At 37.6% G+C, this 18,463-nt stretch carries 20 protein-coding genes and 4 tRNA genes; 19 read left to right on the forward strand and 5 right to left on the reverse strand.

Going from position 1 to position 18,463, the window contains the following annotated elements; translation table 11 throughout:
* Nucleotides 1-19 precede the first annotated feature (19 nt).
* The 5 genes from surE to FIT63_RS02195 are packed head-to-tail and all read right to left on the reverse strand — an operon-like array spanning nucleotide 20 to nucleotide 3,937.
* Complete coding sequence (surE, locus tag FIT63_RS02175; RefSeq protein WP_140006366.1) at nucleotides 20-769, reverse strand: 5'/3'-nucleotidase SurE; 750 nt, start codon at nucleotides 767-769, stop codon at nucleotides 20-22.
* 1 nt (nucleotide 770) lies between these two features.
* Complete coding sequence (locus FIT63_RS02180; RefSeq protein WP_140006367.1) at nucleotides 771-1,106, reverse strand: DUF2069 domain-containing protein; 336 nt, start codon at nucleotides 1,104-1,106, stop codon at nucleotides 771-773.
* On the reverse strand, nucleotides 1,103-1,696 hold the full coding sequence (gene wrbA, locus FIT63_RS02185; protein WP_046487484.1) for an NAD(P)H:quinone oxidoreductase: 594 nt from the start codon (nucleotides 1,694-1,696) through the stop codon (nucleotides 1,103-1,105). Before wrbA ends, FIT63_RS02180 begins: the two co-directional genes overlap by 4 nt.
* A complete protein-coding gene (purB, locus tag FIT63_RS02190) occupies nucleotides 1,696-3,066 on the reverse strand; it encodes an adenylosuccinate lyase (RefSeq protein WP_140006368.1) in 1,371 nt (456 codons plus the stop codon). Before purB ends, wrbA begins: the two co-directional genes overlap by 1 nt.
* A gap of 31 nt (nucleotides 3,067-3,097) precedes the next feature.
* On the reverse strand, nucleotides 3,098-3,937 hold the full coding sequence (locus FIT63_RS02195; protein ID WP_140006369.1) for a 23S rRNA (adenine(2030)-N(6))-methyltransferase RlmJ: 840 nt from the start codon (nucleotides 3,935-3,937) through the stop codon (nucleotides 3,098-3,100).
* A 75-nt stretch (nucleotides 3,938-4,012) separates the two neighbouring features.
* Between FIT63_RS02195 and FIT63_RS02200 the strand changes: the two genes are divergently transcribed.
* The 19 genes from FIT63_RS02200 to nuoG all read left to right on the forward strand — a co-directional run bounded on the left by FIT63_RS02200 (nucleotide 4,013) and on the right by nuoG (nucleotide 18,463).
* The gene (locus tag FIT63_RS02200; protein ID WP_046487492.1) at nucleotides 4,013-4,645 is read left to right on the forward strand and encodes a uracil-DNA glycosylase; all 633 of its coding nucleotides are present in this window, start codon (nucleotides 4,013-4,015) and stop codon (nucleotides 4,643-4,645) included.
* Between the two features lie 2 nt (nucleotides 4,646-4,647).
* On the forward strand, nucleotides 4,648-4,827 hold the full coding sequence (locus FIT63_RS02205) for a tautomerase family protein (protein WP_140005088.1): 180 nt from the start codon (nucleotides 4,648-4,650) through the stop codon (nucleotides 4,825-4,827).
* 4 nt (nucleotides 4,828-4,831) lie between these two features.
* The gene (gene uvrC, locus FIT63_RS02210) at nucleotides 4,832-6,628 is read left to right on the forward strand and encodes an excinuclease ABC subunit UvrC (RefSeq protein ID WP_140006370.1); all 1,797 of its coding nucleotides are present in this window, start codon (nucleotides 4,832-4,834) and stop codon (nucleotides 6,626-6,628) included.
* Between the two features lie 13 nt (nucleotides 6,629-6,641).
* Entirely contained in the window at nucleotides 6,642-7,220 is a 579-nt protein-coding gene (gene pgsA, locus FIT63_RS02215; protein WP_046487497.1) for a CDP-diacylglycerol--glycerol-3-phosphate 3-phosphatidyltransferase, read from the forward strand.
* Between the two features lie 69 nt (nucleotides 7,221-7,289).
* Nucleotides 7,290-7,365: transfer RNA gene (locus tag FIT63_RS02220), tRNA-Gly, on the forward strand.
* A gap of 55 nt (nucleotides 7,366-7,420) precedes the next feature.
* Nucleotides 7,421-7,494: transfer RNA gene (locus FIT63_RS02225), tRNA-Cys, on the forward strand.
* A gap of 69 nt (nucleotides 7,495-7,563) precedes the next feature.
* A tRNA-Leu gene (locus FIT63_RS02230) sits at nucleotides 7,564-7,650 on the forward strand.
* A gap of 22 nt (nucleotides 7,651-7,672) precedes the next feature.
* Nucleotides 7,673-8,596, forward strand: coding sequence for a hypothetical protein (locus FIT63_RS02235; protein ID WP_189342325.1), 924 nt, complete (start codon nucleotides 7,673-7,675; stop codon nucleotides 8,594-8,596).
* On the forward strand, nucleotides 8,586-10,268 hold the full coding sequence (gene recJ / locus FIT63_RS02240) for a single-stranded-DNA-specific exonuclease RecJ (RefSeq protein WP_140006372.1): 1,683 nt from the start codon (nucleotides 8,586-8,588) through the stop codon (nucleotides 10,266-10,268). Before FIT63_RS02235 ends, recJ begins: the two co-directional genes overlap by 11 nt.
* A 69-nt stretch (nucleotides 10,269-10,337) precedes the next feature.
* Nucleotides 10,338-11,090, forward strand: coding sequence for a triose-phosphate isomerase (gene tpiA / locus FIT63_RS02245; RefSeq protein WP_140006373.1), 753 nt, complete (start codon nucleotides 10,338-10,340; stop codon nucleotides 11,088-11,090).
* Between the two features lie 18 nt (nucleotides 11,091-11,108).
* Nucleotides 11,109-11,459, forward strand: a complete 351-nt coding sequence (gene secG / locus FIT63_RS02250) for a preprotein translocase subunit SecG (protein ID WP_140006374.1) — start codon at nucleotides 11,109-11,111, stop codon at nucleotides 11,457-11,459.
* Between the two features lie 19 nt (nucleotides 11,460-11,478).
* Nucleotides 11,479-11,563, forward strand: a tRNA-Leu gene (locus FIT63_RS02255).
* 39 nt (nucleotides 11,564-11,602) lie between these two features.
* Nucleotides 11,603-11,959: an NADH-quinone oxidoreductase subunit A gene (locus FIT63_RS02260; protein ID WP_140006375.1), complete on the forward strand. Its 357-nt coding sequence runs from the start codon at nucleotides 11,603-11,605 to the stop codon at nucleotides 11,957-11,959.
* Nucleotides 11,960-11,962: 3 nt separating this feature from the next.
* Complete coding sequence (locus FIT63_RS02265) at nucleotides 11,963-12,439, forward strand: NuoB/complex I 20 kDa subunit family protein (protein WP_046487509.1); 477 nt, start codon at nucleotides 11,963-11,965, stop codon at nucleotides 12,437-12,439.
* A 3-nt stretch (nucleotides 12,440-12,442) separates the two neighbouring features.
* A complete protein-coding gene (locus FIT63_RS02270; protein ID WP_140006376.1) occupies nucleotides 12,443-13,036 on the forward strand; it encodes an NADH-quinone oxidoreductase subunit C in 594 nt (197 codons plus the stop codon).
* On the forward strand, nucleotides 13,029-14,279 hold the full coding sequence (locus FIT63_RS02275; RefSeq protein ID WP_140006377.1) for an NADH-quinone oxidoreductase subunit D: 1,251 nt from the start codon (nucleotides 13,029-13,031) through the stop codon (nucleotides 14,277-14,279). The genes FIT63_RS02270 and FIT63_RS02275 overlap by 8 nt, the downstream gene beginning before the upstream one ends.
* A gap of 3 nt (nucleotides 14,280-14,282) precedes the next feature.
* Nucleotides 14,283-14,756, forward strand: coding sequence for an NADH-quinone oxidoreductase subunit NuoE (nuoE, locus tag FIT63_RS02280; RefSeq protein ID WP_140006378.1), 474 nt, complete (start codon nucleotides 14,283-14,285; stop codon nucleotides 14,754-14,756).
* 6 nt (nucleotides 14,757-14,762) lie between these two features.
* The gene (gene nuoF / locus FIT63_RS02285) at nucleotides 14,763-16,076 is read left to right on the forward strand and encodes an NADH-quinone oxidoreductase subunit NuoF (protein WP_140006379.1); all 1,314 of its coding nucleotides are present in this window, start codon (nucleotides 14,763-14,765) and stop codon (nucleotides 16,074-16,076) included.
* On the forward strand, nucleotides 16,073-18,463 hold the full coding sequence (gene nuoG, locus FIT63_RS02290; RefSeq protein ID WP_140006380.1) for an NADH-quinone oxidoreductase subunit NuoG: 2,391 nt from the start codon (nucleotides 16,073-16,075) through the stop codon (nucleotides 18,461-18,463). Before nuoF ends, nuoG begins: the two co-directional genes overlap by 4 nt.

Consider the following 18,463-nt stretch of genomic DNA (forward strand, 5'->3'; position numbering starts at 1 on the left):
ATAATAAAAAAATTCAATCTCATTTAAAGTTATTCATCCAAGTTTTTAAATCATTAATTTGATTATGTCTTGTAAGGTCTGCATGAATAGGTGATACAGATACAAAGCCACGGCCAACTGAATAGAAATCAGTACCTTCTCCTCCATCATTAGGTAAGCCGGCAGCACCGACCCAATAAGAAGTATTGCCATCAACATCTTGTGTTTTATTGACAGGCTCTGCTTTATGTCTTTTACCAAGCCTTGTGATATGTATACCTTGAATTTTTTCTAAGGGCACATCAGGCACATTAATATTTAAGAGCATAGCTTCTTTGGGTTTATTATTTTGGTAATGCAAAATAAGATCATTTGTAATAGATGCAGCCGTTTCAAAATAGGTTGCTTCATGTTGTGCCATTGAAATAGCAAAGGAAGGAATGTCCAGTAAGAAGCCTTCCATAGCAGCTGCTACCGTACCAGAGTAAATAGTGTCATCACCCATATTGGCGCCATTATTAATACCAGAAATCACCATATCTGGCATCTTATCTAACAACCCTGTTAATGCTAAATGCACGCAATCTGTTGGCGTGCCATTAATATAGTAATAATCTTTTTCAACTTCTGTAACTGTCAATGGACGATCAAGCGATAAAGAGTTACTCGCGCCACTTCTGTTTCTATCAGGTGCGACAATAGTCACATGTGCTATTTTTTTTAAATAACTTGCAAGCTTTTTAATACCAGGTGCGTCGTATCCGTCATCGTTAGATAAAAGAATATTCATATTACGGACGACTGACTTTCAGATAAAATGTTACACATAGAAAAAATACAACACTTAAAAAAACTTCAAGGAGTGCTATTTTAGATGATAGACCGAGATCGGAATAGGCTCTTACAACACCTTCAATAAAATAAATGAATATGAGTAAGCCAGACCATTTATAAGTATAAATTTTTCCTTTAAGAATACCCATCATTGAAATGAGAAGAGGGACGATTTTAAGCACCAGCCATGAGCTCTGGCTTTTAAAGGGTGCCAAAAATAACTCCCAAGAGCACAAAAGAAAAATAAGACAGATAAGACTAACGGAAGCTCCTAATTGGAGATAATTTTTCATGCTGAAAGTTTAAGCGCGGTTTCAGCTAGTCGCTTACCCATAGCAAGACATATTTTTTTCTCATCCTCAGATATGGGTGCTTTATTAGATTCACCAGCCACATGAGAAGGTCCATAAGGCGTGCCCCCTGTTTTGGTGCTACTTAATTCTGGAACTGAGTAAGGCACACCCATAATCACCATGCCTAAATGAAGAAGTGGAAGTTGCATGCTAAGAAGTGTTGATTCATTACCGCCATGAAGAGAACCTGAAGAAGTAAATACGCAAGCAGGTTTCCCAATAAGGTTTCCACTTAACCATAAAGATATAGTGCTATCGATGAAATATTTAAGAGGCGCTGCCATATTACCAAATCTCGTAGGACTTCCCATGGCTAGACCTATACATTCTTCCAGATCTTTGTGGTCAACATAAGGAGGGCCTTCGCTTGGGATACTATCTTCCAGAGCCTGAATGGTGGATGTCACTTTAGGCACTGTTCGAATTCTAGCTTTAACACCAGGAATGGATTCAATACCTCTCGCAATAAATGTGGCCATTTCTCCAACTGCACCCCCGTGAGAGTAGTAAAGAACTAAAACTTCTTTCATTAGATTTTTTTTGCCAACTGAGAAGCGTCACCGACATAACTTGCCGGTGTTAATCGAAGCAATCCATCTTTGGCTTCTTGAGGAATTTCAAGTTGCTGAATGAAAGTTTGAATGACTTCTTTAGTTATATGATCTTTGCCGCGCGTTAACTCTTTAAGTTTTTCATATGGATTTTCAATGCCATACCTTCTCATAACAGTTTGAATGGGTTCTGCTAACACTTCCCAAGCGTGATCTAAATCATCAGATAATTTTTTTGCATTAATTTCTAATTTATTAAGACCTTTAAGACAAGAGTCAATAGCAAGGATTGTATAACCAAAACCTAGACCAATATTTCGAATGACAGTAGAGTCAGTCAAGTCTCTTTGCCATCTTGAGATAGGAAGCTTTTCTGAAAAGTGGGCTAACAATGCATTTGCAATACCAAGATTACCTTCTGAATTTTCAAAATCAATAGGATTCACTTTATGAGGCATGGTAGATGAGCCTACTTCATTTTCTTTTAATTTTTGTTTGAAATAACCAAGTGATATATAACCCCAAATGTCTCGATTGAGATCGATCAGAATCGTATTCATTCTTATCATATTTTGAAAGAGCTCTGCCATGTAATCATGAGGTTCAATCTGTGTTGTATAAGGATTGAAAGTAAGACCAAATGACTCTACAAATGTTTTTGAAAATGCCTGCCAATTGAATGTGGGATAAGTTGCGATATGTGCATTGAAATTACCTACAGCACCATTTATTTTGCCTAGAATCTCTTGTGCTTTAAATTGATCCATTTGTCTTTGCAGCCTATAAGCGACATTAGCCATTTCTTTACCCATCGTCGTTGGGCTCGCAGCTTGACCATGGGTTCTAGCTAACATAGCGTGATCACTTAAATCATGTGCTATATCTTTTAATTTTTTAATGATGTTTTCAACGCTGGGTGTTAAAACAGTTTCCTTGGCATGTTTAATCATGAGGGCATGGGATAGATTATTAATGTCTTCAGAGGTGCATGCAAAATGAATAAATTCTGAAATGCTTTTAATTTCTTGATTGTCTTTAAATTTATTTTTTAACCAATATTCAACTGCTTTTACATCGTGATTTGTTGTCTCTTCAATTTTTTTAATTTCAGCGGCATCAGCTTCGCTAAAGGATTGAATAGTTTTTTGCATTGATTCTCTTGTGGATGCGCTTAGAGCTGTAACTTCTTTAATGGCTTTTTCATCAGACAATGAAATGAGCCATTTAATTTCAACTTCAACACGGAATTTAATGAGAGCAAACTCACTAAAGTACTGGCGCAGATTATCGACTTTTTTAGCGTATCTGCCATCTAAGGGAGACAGGGCATTCAGCGTTGATAATTGCATGTAAAAATCCTATGAGATATATAGTGTTATTTTAACTCGTTTTTGCATCAATTTCATAAGAACCGTGGCCGTTAAGGCCTAATTGCTGGCTTAAATACGGCATGATTTCTTGTAATTGTTCTTTGAGTTTCCATGGCGGATTAATGATAAAAAGATAGCTGCCGAACATCCCAATTTCATCACTCGGTTTAGCAATCGAAAGGCTTACATAAAGCCATTCTCTGACGTTCAATTTGTGAAGTTGTTTGAGCATGGTTAAGGGTTCCGTTCGATCAATCAAAGGGCACCAAACCATATAGATACCCGTTTCAAAACGTTTTAAACTGTCTTTTAAGGATTCCACCACTTTAAGGTAATCGTTTTTAATTTCGTAAGAGGGGTCGGTTAAAACAAGTCCTCTTTTTGGGGGTGGCGGAATAAGAGTTTTTAATCCATTAAAGCCATCTTCACCATAGATTTTAGTATTTGGCTTTTTACCTAAAGTATGAAGAAGCGAAGTTAAGTCGGTAGGGTGTAATTCAAAGAGCCTAATTCTGTCTTCATGAGATAGCATTTGACTCGCGATCCAAGGGGAGCCAGGGTATTGTTTCAACTGATCACCACCATTGAGCTTTCGGATAACTTCAGTATATTTTGCTAAAGCTAATGGTTTTTTTTCGTCATGAAAGATTTTTTTAATACCATCTAGATGTTCAGATGTTTTATTAGAGAACTCACTTTCAAGCGAATACTTTCCCGCCCCTGCGTGCGTATCAATAAACCAATAAGGTTTATTTTTTTGTTTGAGGTAATCTAAGATCAGTGTAAGCACAATATGTTTTAACACATCTGCATGATTACCTGCGTGAAAGCCGTGTCGATAACTAAGCATGGATAGAGGACATGATGAACATGGGCTATTATAGAGTTTATAAATAAAATACGTGAATTCTCACGATATAAAATAATGACACAATATAAAGAAGACTGCAGAGAATGCCCTCGACTTGCTACATTTCTAGATCAAGTTAAATTAGAGCAGCCTAATTATTTTTGTAAGCCTGTACCGCCTTTTGGCGATACATCGATTCGTTTATTGATTGTAGGTTTAGCCCCCGGTATGCACGGAGCAAACAGAACAGGCAGGCCCTTTACTGGCGATTTCGCAGGGATTCTTTTATATAAAGCCTTGTTTCACTTTGGATTTTCGAACCAACAAGAGTCAATCGCAGCTGATGATTCATTAAAGCTCATTCATTGTAGGATTACAAATGCTGTTAAATGTTTGCCTCCACAAAATAAACCCGAACCTAAAGAAATAAAACAATGTAATCACTATTTAAAGTCGGAATTAGATTTACTTCAGCCTCGCACATTAGTATTAGCTTTAGGAAGTATTGCGCATCAATCTGTCTTATCGGCCTTTCAATTGAAAAAATCTGATTATGTGTTTTCACATGGCGCTCGTCATGATTTACCTAATCAGTTAGTTTTGTATGATAGTTATCATTGCAGTCGATACAATACACAAACAAAAAGACTTACCGAAGAAATGTTTTTTAGTGTTTTTCAATCAATCAAAAAAGAAATGGAGAATTAAAAATGCCTTACATTAATATTAAATTAGCAGGAACCTTAAACCGCGATCAAAAAGAAACTATCGCAAAAGAAATCACAGCGCTTATGGAAAAAGTAGCTCATAAACCAGCGTCGTATACCTACATTGTATTTGATGAAGTTAAAGGTGAGGATTGGTCAGTAGGGGGTAGTTTGTTAGGCTAGTTATATGGACATTAAACCTTTTTTAAAAACACTCCCTAATTTACCTGGTGTATATCGAATGATTAATCAGGCTGGGGAAGTCATTTATGTCGGGAAAGCCAAAGACCTAAAGAAGAGGGTTTCATCTTACTTTGTTAAAACGATTGTAAGTCCTAGAACAAAAATGATGGTGGGTCACATTGACCATATTGAAATCACAGTGACGCATTCGGAAACTGAGGCTTTGATCTTAGAAAATAATATGATTAAGTCTCACATGCCGCGTTATAACGTTATTTTTAGAGATGATAAGTCTTACCCATACATTGTTCTCACTGGTGAAAAATATCCGCGTTTAGCTTTTCATCGAGGCGCTCAGAAAAAAGGAAACCAATATTTTGGACCCTTCCCGAATACAAATGCAGTAAGAGAGAGCATTCAGCTCTTACAAAAAGTTTTTAAATTAAGAACATGCGAAAACTCAGTATTCAAAAATAGATCAAGACCATGTCTTCAATATCAGATTCATCGCTGCACTGCACCATGTGTCGATCTTATTCGAGAGGATGAGTATAAAAATGATATTAAACATGCATCACTTTTTCTAGAAGGTAAGGACAGTGAAGTTATAAGCCAACTTACAAACCAAATGAATGAAGCAGCTACTTCACACGCATATGAACATGCAGCTTTATATCGCGATCGTATTCAAAGTTTAAGACAAGTTAGAACAAAACAATTTGTCAGTGACTTTAGTGCCAGCGATGCTGACATTATTGCTTGTGTTGAAGAAGCAGGTGAATATTGCCTGAACTTAGTTATGATTCGTGCAGGCAGACATTTAGGTGACAAAAGTTTCTTTCCAAAAAACGCCACGGATGTTGAAACTCAAGATGTGATTGAAACCTTTATTGCTCAATACTATACAAATCAAACTATACCTAAATTAATCGTGACCCAAGAACATGTGAATCAATCGCTTATGTCTGAATTTTTTAAATTAAATTACGACATCGAAGTGAAGGTGATTAATAAAGCAATCGGTGATAAACGTGTATGGCTTACTATGGCGCAAAAGAATGCGCAGATTGCTTTAAAACAAAAACTGATGCAATCAGAAAGCCAGGAAAATAGGGTGGAAGCATTGAAAGCAATTTTCAATCTATCGGACTCATTTTCCAGAATCGAATGTTTTGATATTAGCCATACCATGGGTGAGGGCACGGTAGCCTCTTGCGTTGTGTTTGATAAAGGCAATCTTCAAAATAAAGAATATAGACGTTTTAATATTGAAGATATTACGCCAGGCGATGATTATGCCGCCATGCGAGAAGTATTAATGCGTCGCTACAAAAAAATTGCAACAGGTGAAGGTGTGAAGCCTGATCTTATTTTTATTGATGGGGGTAAGGGCCAGCTCAATATAGCCATTGAGGTGATTCAAGAATTAGGCTTGAGCGATATTATGCTTGTGGGTATTGCTAAAGGTGAGGGGAGAAAGCCAGGATTGGAACAACTTTTTTTAGAAGGTAAAACTGATCCCATCATTGTGAAAAAAGACAATGTTGGATTTCATCTAATCCAGCAAATAAGAGACGAAGCGCATCGTTTTGCTATTTCAGGCCACAGAGCGAAGCGTGCTAAAAAAAGAATTACTTCATCTCTAGAGGATATTGAGGGTATTGGTGCACAAAAGAGAAAAAATCTACTCGTCTATTTTGGCGGTATAGAGCGTATTAAAAATGCTAGTATTGAAGAAATTATCATGGTTGATGGTATTAATAAGAAATTAGCTGAAAAAATTTACGACTACTTTCATTGAAAAATAAATACATATGAAAATTAATGTTCCTAATGCACTTACTTTTTTCAGGGTGTTTTTGATTCCTTGTTTTGTAGGTATTTATTACCTACCTCATACTTTAATTGGTCAGCCTTTAATGAATTGGATAGGTGCTGGCATTTTCTTATTTGCGGCAATCACAGACTGGTTAGATGGATTTTTTGCGCGGTATTTAAATCAAGTCTCTAAATTCGGTGCTTTTTTTGATCCCGTAGCAGACAAATTGATGGTAGTGGCTGCCCTTCTTGTGTTGGTAGAGCTTGATCGGGTCAATGCGATTATCTCTTTAGTGATCATTGGTCGCGAGCTATCCATTAGTTCTTTACGCGAGTGGATGGCAACAATTGGCAAGCCAGGTGGTATGGCAGTGATGTTTGTAGGTAAGCTTAAAACTACGATCCAAATGATTGCTATTTTAATGCTCCTTTACTGGGACAATCTATGGTTTATCAATGTAAAGTGGATAGGTAATATATTGATTAATATAGCCGCACTGCTTACTGTAATTTCGATGGGTTATTACATCCGCATGGCATGGCCTACCTTGAGAAAGAGCATTAAAATAAGGTAAGCCTCAAGGTTTGGGCGAGACTTTAAATTGACACTAGCTCAAAAAACGCTAAAATACTCGCTTCTTTACGCGGGAATAGCTCAGTTGGTAGAGCGCAACCTTGCCAAGGTTGAGGTCGCGAGTTCGAGACTCGTTTCCCGCTCCAAATTAAAATCGGGGAAGCATCGTCTTCCCCTTTTTAATTTTGGAGATATTGATGTGGCGCGATAGCAAAATGGTTATGCAGCGGCCTGCAAAGCCGTAGACGCCAGTTCGATTCTGGCTCGCGCCTCCACTTATTAGTAGTTAAGCCTATTTGAGAATAATTTAGTGATAAAATTCGCTCTTAGTTTCATTTCAAAAGGCCCGGGTGGTGAAATTGGTAGACACAAGAGACTTAAAATCTCTCGCTCGCAAGGGCGTGCCGGTTCGATTCCGGCCCCGGGCACCACATTTTATTATTTCCTTGTAGTTTGAATACAACACTTCTTTGCAAAGCTTCTCTTGAGCGTGATCATCCAATACTTGATCGGTTTTTAACGATAGGAGATGTGGGGTCTTTAAATTTTTCCTACGAAGAATTTTTATGCCATTTATTGGGTATCGAGCCTAATCCAGATTATCCATTAGCTTCGATCGATTATCAGAAAAATCAAACACTTTATTATCTTTATGCAGACCCTGTGTATTTAAGTCTTCAAAGAGATACATTTTTTTTGGAAAAAAAATTAACAGGTAATTTTACTCAAAAAGAAATCGAAAGTTTATGCGAGGCCCTTAATGAAACATTTAAGGATGACGCTCGTGCATTTGTTTACAATGATCAAGGGCAGTTATTTCTTGAGTTAAAAAAACAGCCTCATATTAAAACGACATCGATTGTACATATCAAGCGTCAGTCAATTGAATTATTTATGCCGCAGGGTAATGAAGCTATGACATGGCATGCATTTATGAATGAAATTCAAATGTTTCTTTTTGATCATCCTATAAATCAAGATAGGCTTCGTCGAGAACTTCTCCCATCTAATAGTATTTGGTTTTCAGATGGTGGTGTCATACCTCAAGTGATTAAAAATTCATATACAACTATTTTTTCCAATACTGAATTTTTAAAGAAAGTACTATCGATTGATACAAATACATCTCTTCAATCTTTAGATAAGTTTCATCAAGATGATGTCAATCAAGATACATTAATTGCTTTTGAAGATGATGAGGAAATAGATCACATTTTAGAAGTGATATGGAACAATTTTAAAAAACGAAAAATAAAGAATTTGAATATTTATTTGAATTACCAAGATCAGCTTTTGCATATTAACAATCGATTCATACAGCTATTTAAAGTATGGAAAAAAACTCACACAGTAAAAAACTATTTCAATGTTCATTAAATCAAAAAAAATTGACCATACTGCTTTAAATGCCCTCGTTAATTCAGGACTTAATCGTCATTTGGCAAAGTTTTATTCAGCCCGCGGTATTAAGCATATAGATGACGCCACACTCTTAATTGAGAAAATTATTCCTCCGGAAGCTTTAACCAACAATACGTTAATGGCATCGATCTTAGCGGACGCTATCTTACAAAAACATAAAATTCTTATCATTGGTGATTATGATACGGATGGTGCAACTTCAACGGCTGTCGGCGTAAGGGCCCTTAAGATGATGGGCGCTGATGTAGATTATTTGGTTCCTAATCGATTTGAATTTGGTTATGGTTTGACGCCTGAAATTGTTGATTTAGCAAAAGAAAAAAATCCTAGAATTATTATTACTGTCGATAACGGCATCGCCAGTGTAGAGGGTGTAAATCAAGCAAATCAATATGGTATTGATGTGTTAGTCACAGACCATCATCTTCCTGGAGAAACATTACCTAGTGCTAAGTGTATTGTGAATCCTAATCAGCATGGTTGTGACTTTCCAAGTAAATATTTATGTGGCGTAGGCGTTATTTTTTATGTGATGCTAGCCTTGAGAGCTGAACTTAGAAAACGAGATTATTTTAAAGATAATATAGAGCCTAACCTAATGCAGTTAATCGACCTTGTAGCTTTAGGTACGGTTGCAGATTTAGTGCCTTTAGATCGTAATAATCGTACTTTAGTTGAATATGGTATTCGAAGAATCAGGTCAGGTCAGGCTAATCCTGGTATTCGAGCACTGATGGCATTAGCTAAAAAAAATCCATCGCAATTTCATACTTCTGATCTCGCTTTTAGTATTGCACCAAGACTTAATGCTGCAGGAAGATTGGATGATATGACTTTAGGTATTCAATGTCTTTTGTCTGATAGTTATGAGGATGCTCGATTTATTGCATCATCACTCGAAGCTTTAAATCTAAAAAGAAGATCGATTGAGTCTGAAATGAAAGATGGCGCATCTATTCAATTGCATGAGCTGAATTGTGAGGCTCAATTTAGTATTGCGCTCTATGACCCTACGTGGCATCAAGGTGTGATTGGAATTATTGCTTCTCGAATTAAAGATAAATATCATCGTCCCGTCATTGTATTTGCTAAGTCTGAAGAAGGTATCCTCAAAGGCTCAGGGAGATCCATTCAATCACTCCATTTAAGAGATGCACTTGATCTTATTTCAAAAAAGGATCCAAGCATTCTTATCACATTCGGTGGTCATGCCATGGCTGCTGGGCTCACTATAAAAGAAAAGGATTTTGATCGCTTCGTCCATTTCTTTGAAGAAACAGTCAGAGGTTTAATTACATCAGACGACCTCGAATTAACTATTGAAGTTGATGATGCGCTTAATTTTTCAGAAGTGACTTATGAAGATGTAGAACATATTAATTCGCAAGTTTGGGGGCAAGGTTTTCCTCTTCCTATTTTTGAAGGTGAATTTGAAGTTGTTGAGCAAAGAATCCTTGCAGATAAACATTTAAAGTTAAATCTTTTATTACAAAACAAGGTATTTGAAGCTATTTATTTTAATCACAGTGAGCATCTCCCTCGAAAGATAAAAGCGATCTATCAGGTTGATTCTAATGAGTTTAATGGTAATAAAAAAATTCAAATTCAATTAAGGATGTTGACCTAAAGATGACATCCTTAATTGCCCATCCTGCCCCAACAAAGTAAAATTCAACAAACTATTTAAGAGACTGTCATGAGACGTAAAATCGTTGTTGGTAATTGGAAAATGAATGGTTCTTTGGCGTCTAATGAAAGACTTCTTAAAGCCTTGGTAGAAAAGATACCTCAAGCAATTTCGGTCGATATTGTGGTGTGTGCCCCTTATCCTTATTTGTTTCAAACACAATCCTATCTAAAGCATTCACCTATTTTTTGGGGCGCTCAGAACGTGGCTAAGTATGAATCAGGCGCTTTTACAGGTGAAGTGAGTGTTTCTATGCTCAAAGAATTTGGCGCAAGCTATGCGATTATCGGCCACTCAGAGAGAAGTACGGCTTATTGCGAGTCCGATGAAAATATTGCTACCAAATTTATGATGGTTAAAAAAGCAGGTATGACGCCGATTCTATGTGTGGGTGAAACTTTAATTGAGAGAGAAGCTGGCATCATGGAAAAAGTAGTATCTAAGCAGCTTGATACGATTATTGAAATGTATGGCGAAGAAATTTTTGATGAGACCGTAATTGCTTATGAGCCTATATGGGCTATTGGCTCTGACTTAGCGGCCTCTCCTGAGCAAGCGCAAGCGATGCATCAATTTATTCGTGAGAAATTATCCTCAAATACTAAGGTCATAAAGAGCCTCAAAATCATCTATGGAGGAAGCGTAAACCCTCAAAATGCGTTACAATTATTCTCTATGCCAGACGTAGACGGCGGACTCGTAGGACGAGCATCTTTAAATGCAAGTGATTTTGAGTCTATTTGTCATTCAGCCGAAATATAAATCAAAGAAAATAGGATTATGGAAAATTTAGTAACAATTATTCATGTGATTGCATGCCTAGGCGTCATCGGTTTGGTGCTGATGCAACACGGTAAGGGCGCGGATATGGGTGCGGCTTTTGGAAGCGGATCATCAGGTAGTTTATTCGGCGTAAGTGGCTCATCAAATTTTTTAAGTAGAACAACAGCAATATTTGTTCTAGTCTTTTTTCTGACCAGCATTTCCTTGGCGTTCATCGCAGGTCAAAAATCAGGCACCGGAAGTGTGGTGAAAGAAACTGAGTCATCAGAAGTGCAAAAATCTCCTGAAACTAAAAGCAGCGAAGCTCAGTCAAATTCATCAAGTGGCGCTCAAAATATCCCAAAATAGAGACTGTTAAATCTATAAAGCCGTCGTGGTGGAATTGGTAGACACGCTATCTTGAGGGGGTAGTGACGAAAGTCGTGAGAGTTCGAGTCTCTCCGACGGCACCAAATTAAGAAAATCATGTGGTATTTGTTTAAGGAATCGCTGTGCTGGAAAATTATTTTCCAATTTTATTGTTCATATGCGTAGGACTTGCGGTTGGTGCAGGGCCTCTTCTCATCGGCAGCATTCTCTCACCTAATAAACCTGATAGCGAAAAAAACTCCCCCTACGAATGTGGCTTTGAAGCTTTTGAAGATGCGCGTATGAAATTTGATGTGCGATATTATCTTGTCGCCATTCTCTTTATTTTATTTGATCTTGAAATAACATTTCTTTTCCCCTGGGCAGTCGTCATTCAAAAAATTGGTATGTTTGGATTTATTGCCATGATGGTTTTTCTAGCTATTTTAGTAGTTGGATTTATTTACGAATGGAAGAAAGGGGCCCTTGATTGGGAATAGCGAATGAGCATTGAAGGCGTTATGGAAAAAGGATTTGTCACCACAAATCTAGATACCCTTATTAATTACACACGAACAGGCTCTTTATGGCCTATGACTTTTGGCTTGGCTTGTTGCGCTGTTGAAATGATGCATGCGGGTGCGGCTCGGTATGATCTAGATCGATTCGGTGTTGTATTTAGACCAAGTCCAAGGCAGTCAGATGTCATGATCGTGGCAGGAACATTAGTGAACAAAATGGCACCTGCACTAAGAAAAGTTTACGATCAGATGGCAGAGCCTCGCTGGGTGATTTCGATGGGCTCTTGTGCAAATGGCGGTGGTTACTATCATTATTCTTATTCAGTTGTTCGTGGTTGTGATCGCATTGTTCCTGTTGATGTCTATGTACCTGGTTGCCCACCCACAGCTGAGGCTCTTATGTTTGGCATTATTCAGCTTCAAAATAAAATTAAACGAACCAATACGATTGCACGTTAATCCATGAGCTCAGTTGAAACTTTACATAAAGAAATAAAATCTATTTTTGGTAAAGAAATAACTCATGCATCCATTGAGCATAATGAACTCACAATTGAAGTAAAGATTGACGATCTTCTATCCACTTTAAAAACTTTAAGACAACACAAAGTATTCCAATTCGCTCAGCTCATTGATCTCTGCGGTGTGGATTACAAAGATTATGGTGAGGGTACTTGGACTAAATCTCGCTTTGCCGTTGTTTATCATTTTTTGTCGATAGAACATAATCATCGGATTCGCGTAAGAACTTTTTCTAAAGAAGAAGACTTTCCATTATTTCCATCGATTATAGATTTATGGCCAGCTGCTAATTGGTATGAGCGTGAAGCTTTCGATTTATTTGGTTTTATGTTTACCGACCACCCCGACCTAAGACGTATACTCACTGATTATGGATTCGTAGGTTATCCATTCCGAAAAGATTTTCCGATGATTGGTAATGTTGAAGTGCGTTATGACGATGTACAAAAACGTGTAATTTACCAACCTGTTTCGATCGAAGAAAGAAATAACGTCCCACGGATCATTCGTGAAGAAGGTTTCCATAATGGCTGAGATTCGAAATTATACGATGAATTTTGGCCCCCAACACCCTGCAGCACATGGCGTGTTGCGATTAGTATTAGAGCTTGATGGCGAAGTCATTCAACGCGCAGATCCTCATATTGGGTTACTTCACCGCGGTACAGAAAAGTTAGCTGAGAATAGAACGTACTTACAAACTGTTCCTTATATGGATCGTTTAGATTATGTATCCATGATGGCGAACGAGCATGCTTATGTTTTGGCTATTGAAAAATTATTAAATATAGATGTGCCTCTTCGTGCGCAATATATCCGGGTGATGTTTGATGAAATTACACGCATCTTAAATCATTTATTATGGTTAGGCGCACATGCACTTGATGTAGGCGCTATGACTGTTTTCTTATATGCATTTCGTGAAAGAGAAGATCTCTTCGATTGCTATGAAGCGGCATCAGGTGCAAGAATGCATGCAGCATATTATCGCCCTGGCGGCGTTTATCGTGATCTCCCTGATCGCATGCCTCAATTTGAATCTAGTTTGAAAAACAAAAAACAATTGGATGGTTTAAATCAAAATCGTAGCGGTTCACTTTTGGATTTTATTGAAGATTTTTCAAATCGTTTTCCAACATATGTAGATGAGTATGAAACGTTATTGACAGATAACCGTATATGGAAACAGCGTACTGTTGGTATTGGTGTTGTGGATCCTGACCGAGCAATAGCGCTTGGTATGACAGGGCCTATGTTAAGGGGATCAGGTATTGCATGGGACTTAAGAAAAAAACAACCTTATGAAGTATACGACCGGCTTGATTTTGATATTCCTGTTGGTGTTAATGGAGATTGTTACGACCGATACCTCGTTCGTATAGAAGAATTTAGACAATCTAATCACATTATTAAGCAATGCATAGACTGGTTAAGAAAAAATCCAGGCCCTGTAATTAGCGATAATCATAAAGTAGCACCTCCTACTCGATCTGCTATGAAAGAAGATATGGAAGCTATGATTCATCACTTTAAATTGTTTACAGAAGGTTTTCATATCCCAGCAGGTGAGGCATACGCTGCAGTCGAACACCCTAAGGGTGAATTTGGTATTTATTTAATTTCAGATGGTGCAAATAAACCTTATCGGTTAAAAATACGGGCCGCAGGGTTTCCTCATTTGGCAGCATTAGATGAAATGACACGTGGTCATATGATATCTGACTTGGTTGCCATTATTGGCACACAAGATATTGTGTTTGGTGAGATTGATCGGTAAAAAATGATACACACTGACGACATTAAATTAATTGATAAAGAGTTAAAAAAATTTCCGGATAACCAAAAACGATCTGCAGTCATCTCTGCATTACGAATAGTTCAAACGAGACATGGTTGGTTGTCGCATGAACATATTTCTGATGTGGCTCATTACCTTGAAATGCCAGAAATCGCAGTGATGGAAGTTGCAACTTTTTATAATATGTTCAATTTAGAATCAAAGGGTAAGTATCAAATCACTATATGTACCAATATTTCATGCATGTTAAGAAATTCTGATGAAATTGTGCATCACCTAGAAAAAAAATTGGGCATTAGTTTTGGTGAGTTGACTAAAGATAAAAAGTTTTCACTGAAAGAAGGAGAATGCATGGGAGCATGCAGTGGTGCACCTTTATGCTTAATTAACAATCACACCATGCACGAACATTTAACTACTGAAAAAATTGACAAACTTATAGCGAGCCTTAAATAAATGGTAATGCAAATAGACACTATTAAGTCCCATAAAATTTTTCCTAATCAAGATTTGGTTTGTCTAAGAACTATGGTTCATGACGATCCAGGTTCAATAAGCACCTATTTAAAAGTGGGTGGTTATGAGCAATTAAAAAAAATTCTTAAAAATAAGATAAAGCCCGAAGCAATTCTTGCTGAATTAAAAACTTCAGGATTAAGAGGTCGCGGTGGTGCAGGATTTCCAACCGCTATTAAATGGTCTTTTATGTCTCGCGATTATGATGGGATTAAATATCTTGTATGTAACTCAGATGAAGGTGAGCCTGGCACATTTAAAGATCGTGACATTCTTAGATACAATCCACATCAACTTATCGAAGGCATGCTGATAGCTGCTTATGTGATGGGCACCCGCACTGGTTATAACTATATTCATGGTGAGATCTGGCGTGAGTACGAGATTTTTGAAAAAGCACTCGACGAAGCAAGAGCCCACGGATTTTTAGGTGAAGATATTTTAGGTTCAGTTTTTAGTTTTGATTTGTATGCAGTGCATGGATATGGTGCTTACATATGTGGCGAAGAAACAGCCCTCATTGAATCAATTGAAGGTAAAAAGGGACAGCCGCGATATAAGCCACCTTTTCCAGCAACTTATGGTATTTATGGCAAACCTACTAATGTGAATAACACTGAAACATTTGCATCGGTACCCTGGATTTTAGAGCATGGTGGTCAGGCATTTCAAGATTTAGGCGTTGAAAACTCAGGCGGTGTTAAATTATTTTCTGTTTCAGGCCACGTTGAAAAGCCAGGTAATTATGAAATTAAAATGGGCACACCTTTTAGTGAATTATTAAATATGGCTGGCGGTATTTGGCATCGAAGAAAATTAAAAGCAGTGATTCCTGGCGGACCCTCTACAGCGCTTGTTCCAGCAGCACTCATTGAAACTGCAACCATGGATTATGATGGACTGCAAAAGATTGGGTCGAGTTTAGGAGCTGGCTCCGTGATTATCATGGATGACTCTACTTGTATGGTCACCGCTTTAAAGCGTCTTTCTTATTTCTTTTATGAAGAGTCTTGTGGTCAATGCACACCTTGTCGTGAAGGAACAGGTTGGGTTTATCGAGTCATCAAAAGAATTGTGGATGGCAAAGGCACCATGGAAGACCTGGATCTTTTAACAGACGTTAGTAAAAAAATTTCTGGCAGAACAATATGCGCTTTAGGTGATGCAGCCGCGACACCTGTATTAAGTTTTATTAAACACTTTAGACCTGAGTTTGAGTACTTTATTGAACATGGTCATTCTATGATTACAGCTAAATGACAATCACAATTGAAATTGATGGCAAGAAAATAAAAGTAGAAAAAAATACGACGATCATTGCCGCTGCAGATAAAGCAGGCATTCCGATTCCTCGTTTTTGCTATCACAAAAAATTATCGATCGCAGCAAATTGCCGTATGTGTTTAGTGGAAGTAGAAAAATTTAATAAACCATTACCCGCATGCGCTACCCAGGTTGCAGATGGAATGAAGGTTTCAACAAAATCTAAAATTGCTGTCGATGCGCAGCAGAGTGTCATGGAATTCTTACTTATTAATCATCCTCTAGACTGCCCAATTTGCGATCAAGGCGGTGAGTGCGAGCTTCAAGATACTGCTGTTGCATTCGGTGGCGGTCAAACGCGTTATAAGGAAGAAAAACGTGTGGTATTTAATAAAAATATAGGCCCACTCATTTCAACAGATATGACACGATGTATTCAATGCACGCGATGTGTGAGATTTTTGCAAGAAGTCGGCGGTATGATGGAGCTAGGCATGGTCGGCCGAGGCGAGCATTCTGAAATTACCGCTTACGTGGATCGCTCCATTCAATCAGAACTCTCTGGCAATATTATTGACTTGTGCCCAGTAGGCGCACTTACAAGCAAACCATTTAGATATAAAGCGCGTACATGGGAGTTAATTAGAAGACCAACCTTTGCTCATCATGATAGTCTCGGCTCACCTCTTGAAGCGCATATTAAACAGAACAAAGTGATTAGAGTGCTGCCTCGTGAAGATGAGTCAATTAATGAATGTTGGATTTCTGATCGCGATCGTTTTTCATATGAAGGCTTGAATAGTGAAGATCGCCTTCAAGTTCCTATGATTAAAGAAAAGGGCCAATGGAAAGAGTCAGATTGGGAAACTGCTCTAGCACTTGTAAGTGAAAAATTAAAACATATCGTAGACCATCACGGCCCTGAGGAATTAGGCGTCTTAATATCGCCCCAAAGTACAATTGAAGAGGGGTTACTAGCCAAGAAAATAAGTAGCACATTAAAGTCACCTCATATTGATCATCGTATGCGTCAATCTGACTTTTCAATAAAACATCAAAACTCTCCCTGGTTAGGAAGTCGCATTGATGCAATCGGTCTCTTTGATCAATACCTTTTAATTGGCAGCAATATAAGAAATGAACAGCCACTTTTAGCATCAAGAATTCGTAAGGCCGTGAATCATGGCGCCAATCTTTTTATAGTCAACTCAATAGATGCAGATCCTCTTATGACTGTGTCTGAGAAAATGATTCAGGCCTCGCATAAACTCCCTCATGCGCTTGCAAAAATTTTAAAATCGATGACAGAAATAAAGGGTGTATTAAAAAAAGATATTAAATTTATTAAAGCTGATATTGAAAAATTTAAAACAGATAAAACAAGCGACGCAATAGCCGAGCATTTAATGAAAAATGTTTTAGCAGGTAAAAAAAATAATACATCTTTACTTTTAGGCCAAGTAGCAGAAGAACATCCAGACTTCTCAACCATCTATAAACTTGCTTTTGAAATTTCAAAATTATCTCAAGCTACTTTCGCTGTTTTACCCAGTTATGCAAATAGTGTCGGACTTCATGCCGCTAATGTTCTCCCTGAAGATGATGGCTTAAATGCACGTTCGATGTTAGAGAAAAAATTGAAAGCTTATGTTTTATTAAATATTGAGCCTCAATTAGATGGATCCAGTGCTCAGCTAATAGAAAATGCCATTGTTTCATCAGATTTTACTGTTGCATTGACCTCATACAATTCGGAATACCTTAAAAATGTGGATGTGCTTCTGCCCATCTCACCATTTACAGAATCGTCAGGTACGATCGTTAACATGGAAGGACGAGTTCAAAGTTACACAGCGGTAACTCAGCCTTTAGGCCAATCGAGACCTGCCTGGAAAGTATTAAGAGTGCTAGCTAATCATCTTGATTTAAAAGGTTTTGATTATGAATCTAGTTTGGATGTCAAAGAGGCACACATTAAATTTAAAAATCAATTTATCTCAAAAGAGCTTTCTAATGAAATTGATATCGTAAGTGATTACAAAATACGTAACATTAAGCCTAAGCAATTTTCGCGTATTGGTGAAATGCATCAATACCTTATAGATCCAATTGTAAGACGAGCGCCTTCACTTCAAGCAGCAATTAGAAAATCAAAAGCATTTGCAAAGCTAAATCCACTAGAGATGAAGACGTTAAGACTTAAAGAGAATGACAAAATTAAGGTTATGCAAGGTAACCAATGGGTAAATCTTTTAGTCATTGAAGATATAAGTATCCCGGAAGGATCTATTTACATACCAAGTGGCATTGATGAAACAGCCAATCTGTCTGATATTTATGGCGATATCACAGTTAAAAAAGTAATTTCAAAGGGCGCATCTTAA

The sequence above is a fragment of the Candidatus Methylopumilus planktonicus genome (assembly GCF_006364715.1).
In the GTDB taxonomy this organism is placed as follows: Bacteria; Pseudomonadota; Gammaproteobacteria; order Burkholderiales; family Methylophilaceae; genus Methylopumilus; species Methylopumilus planktonicus_A.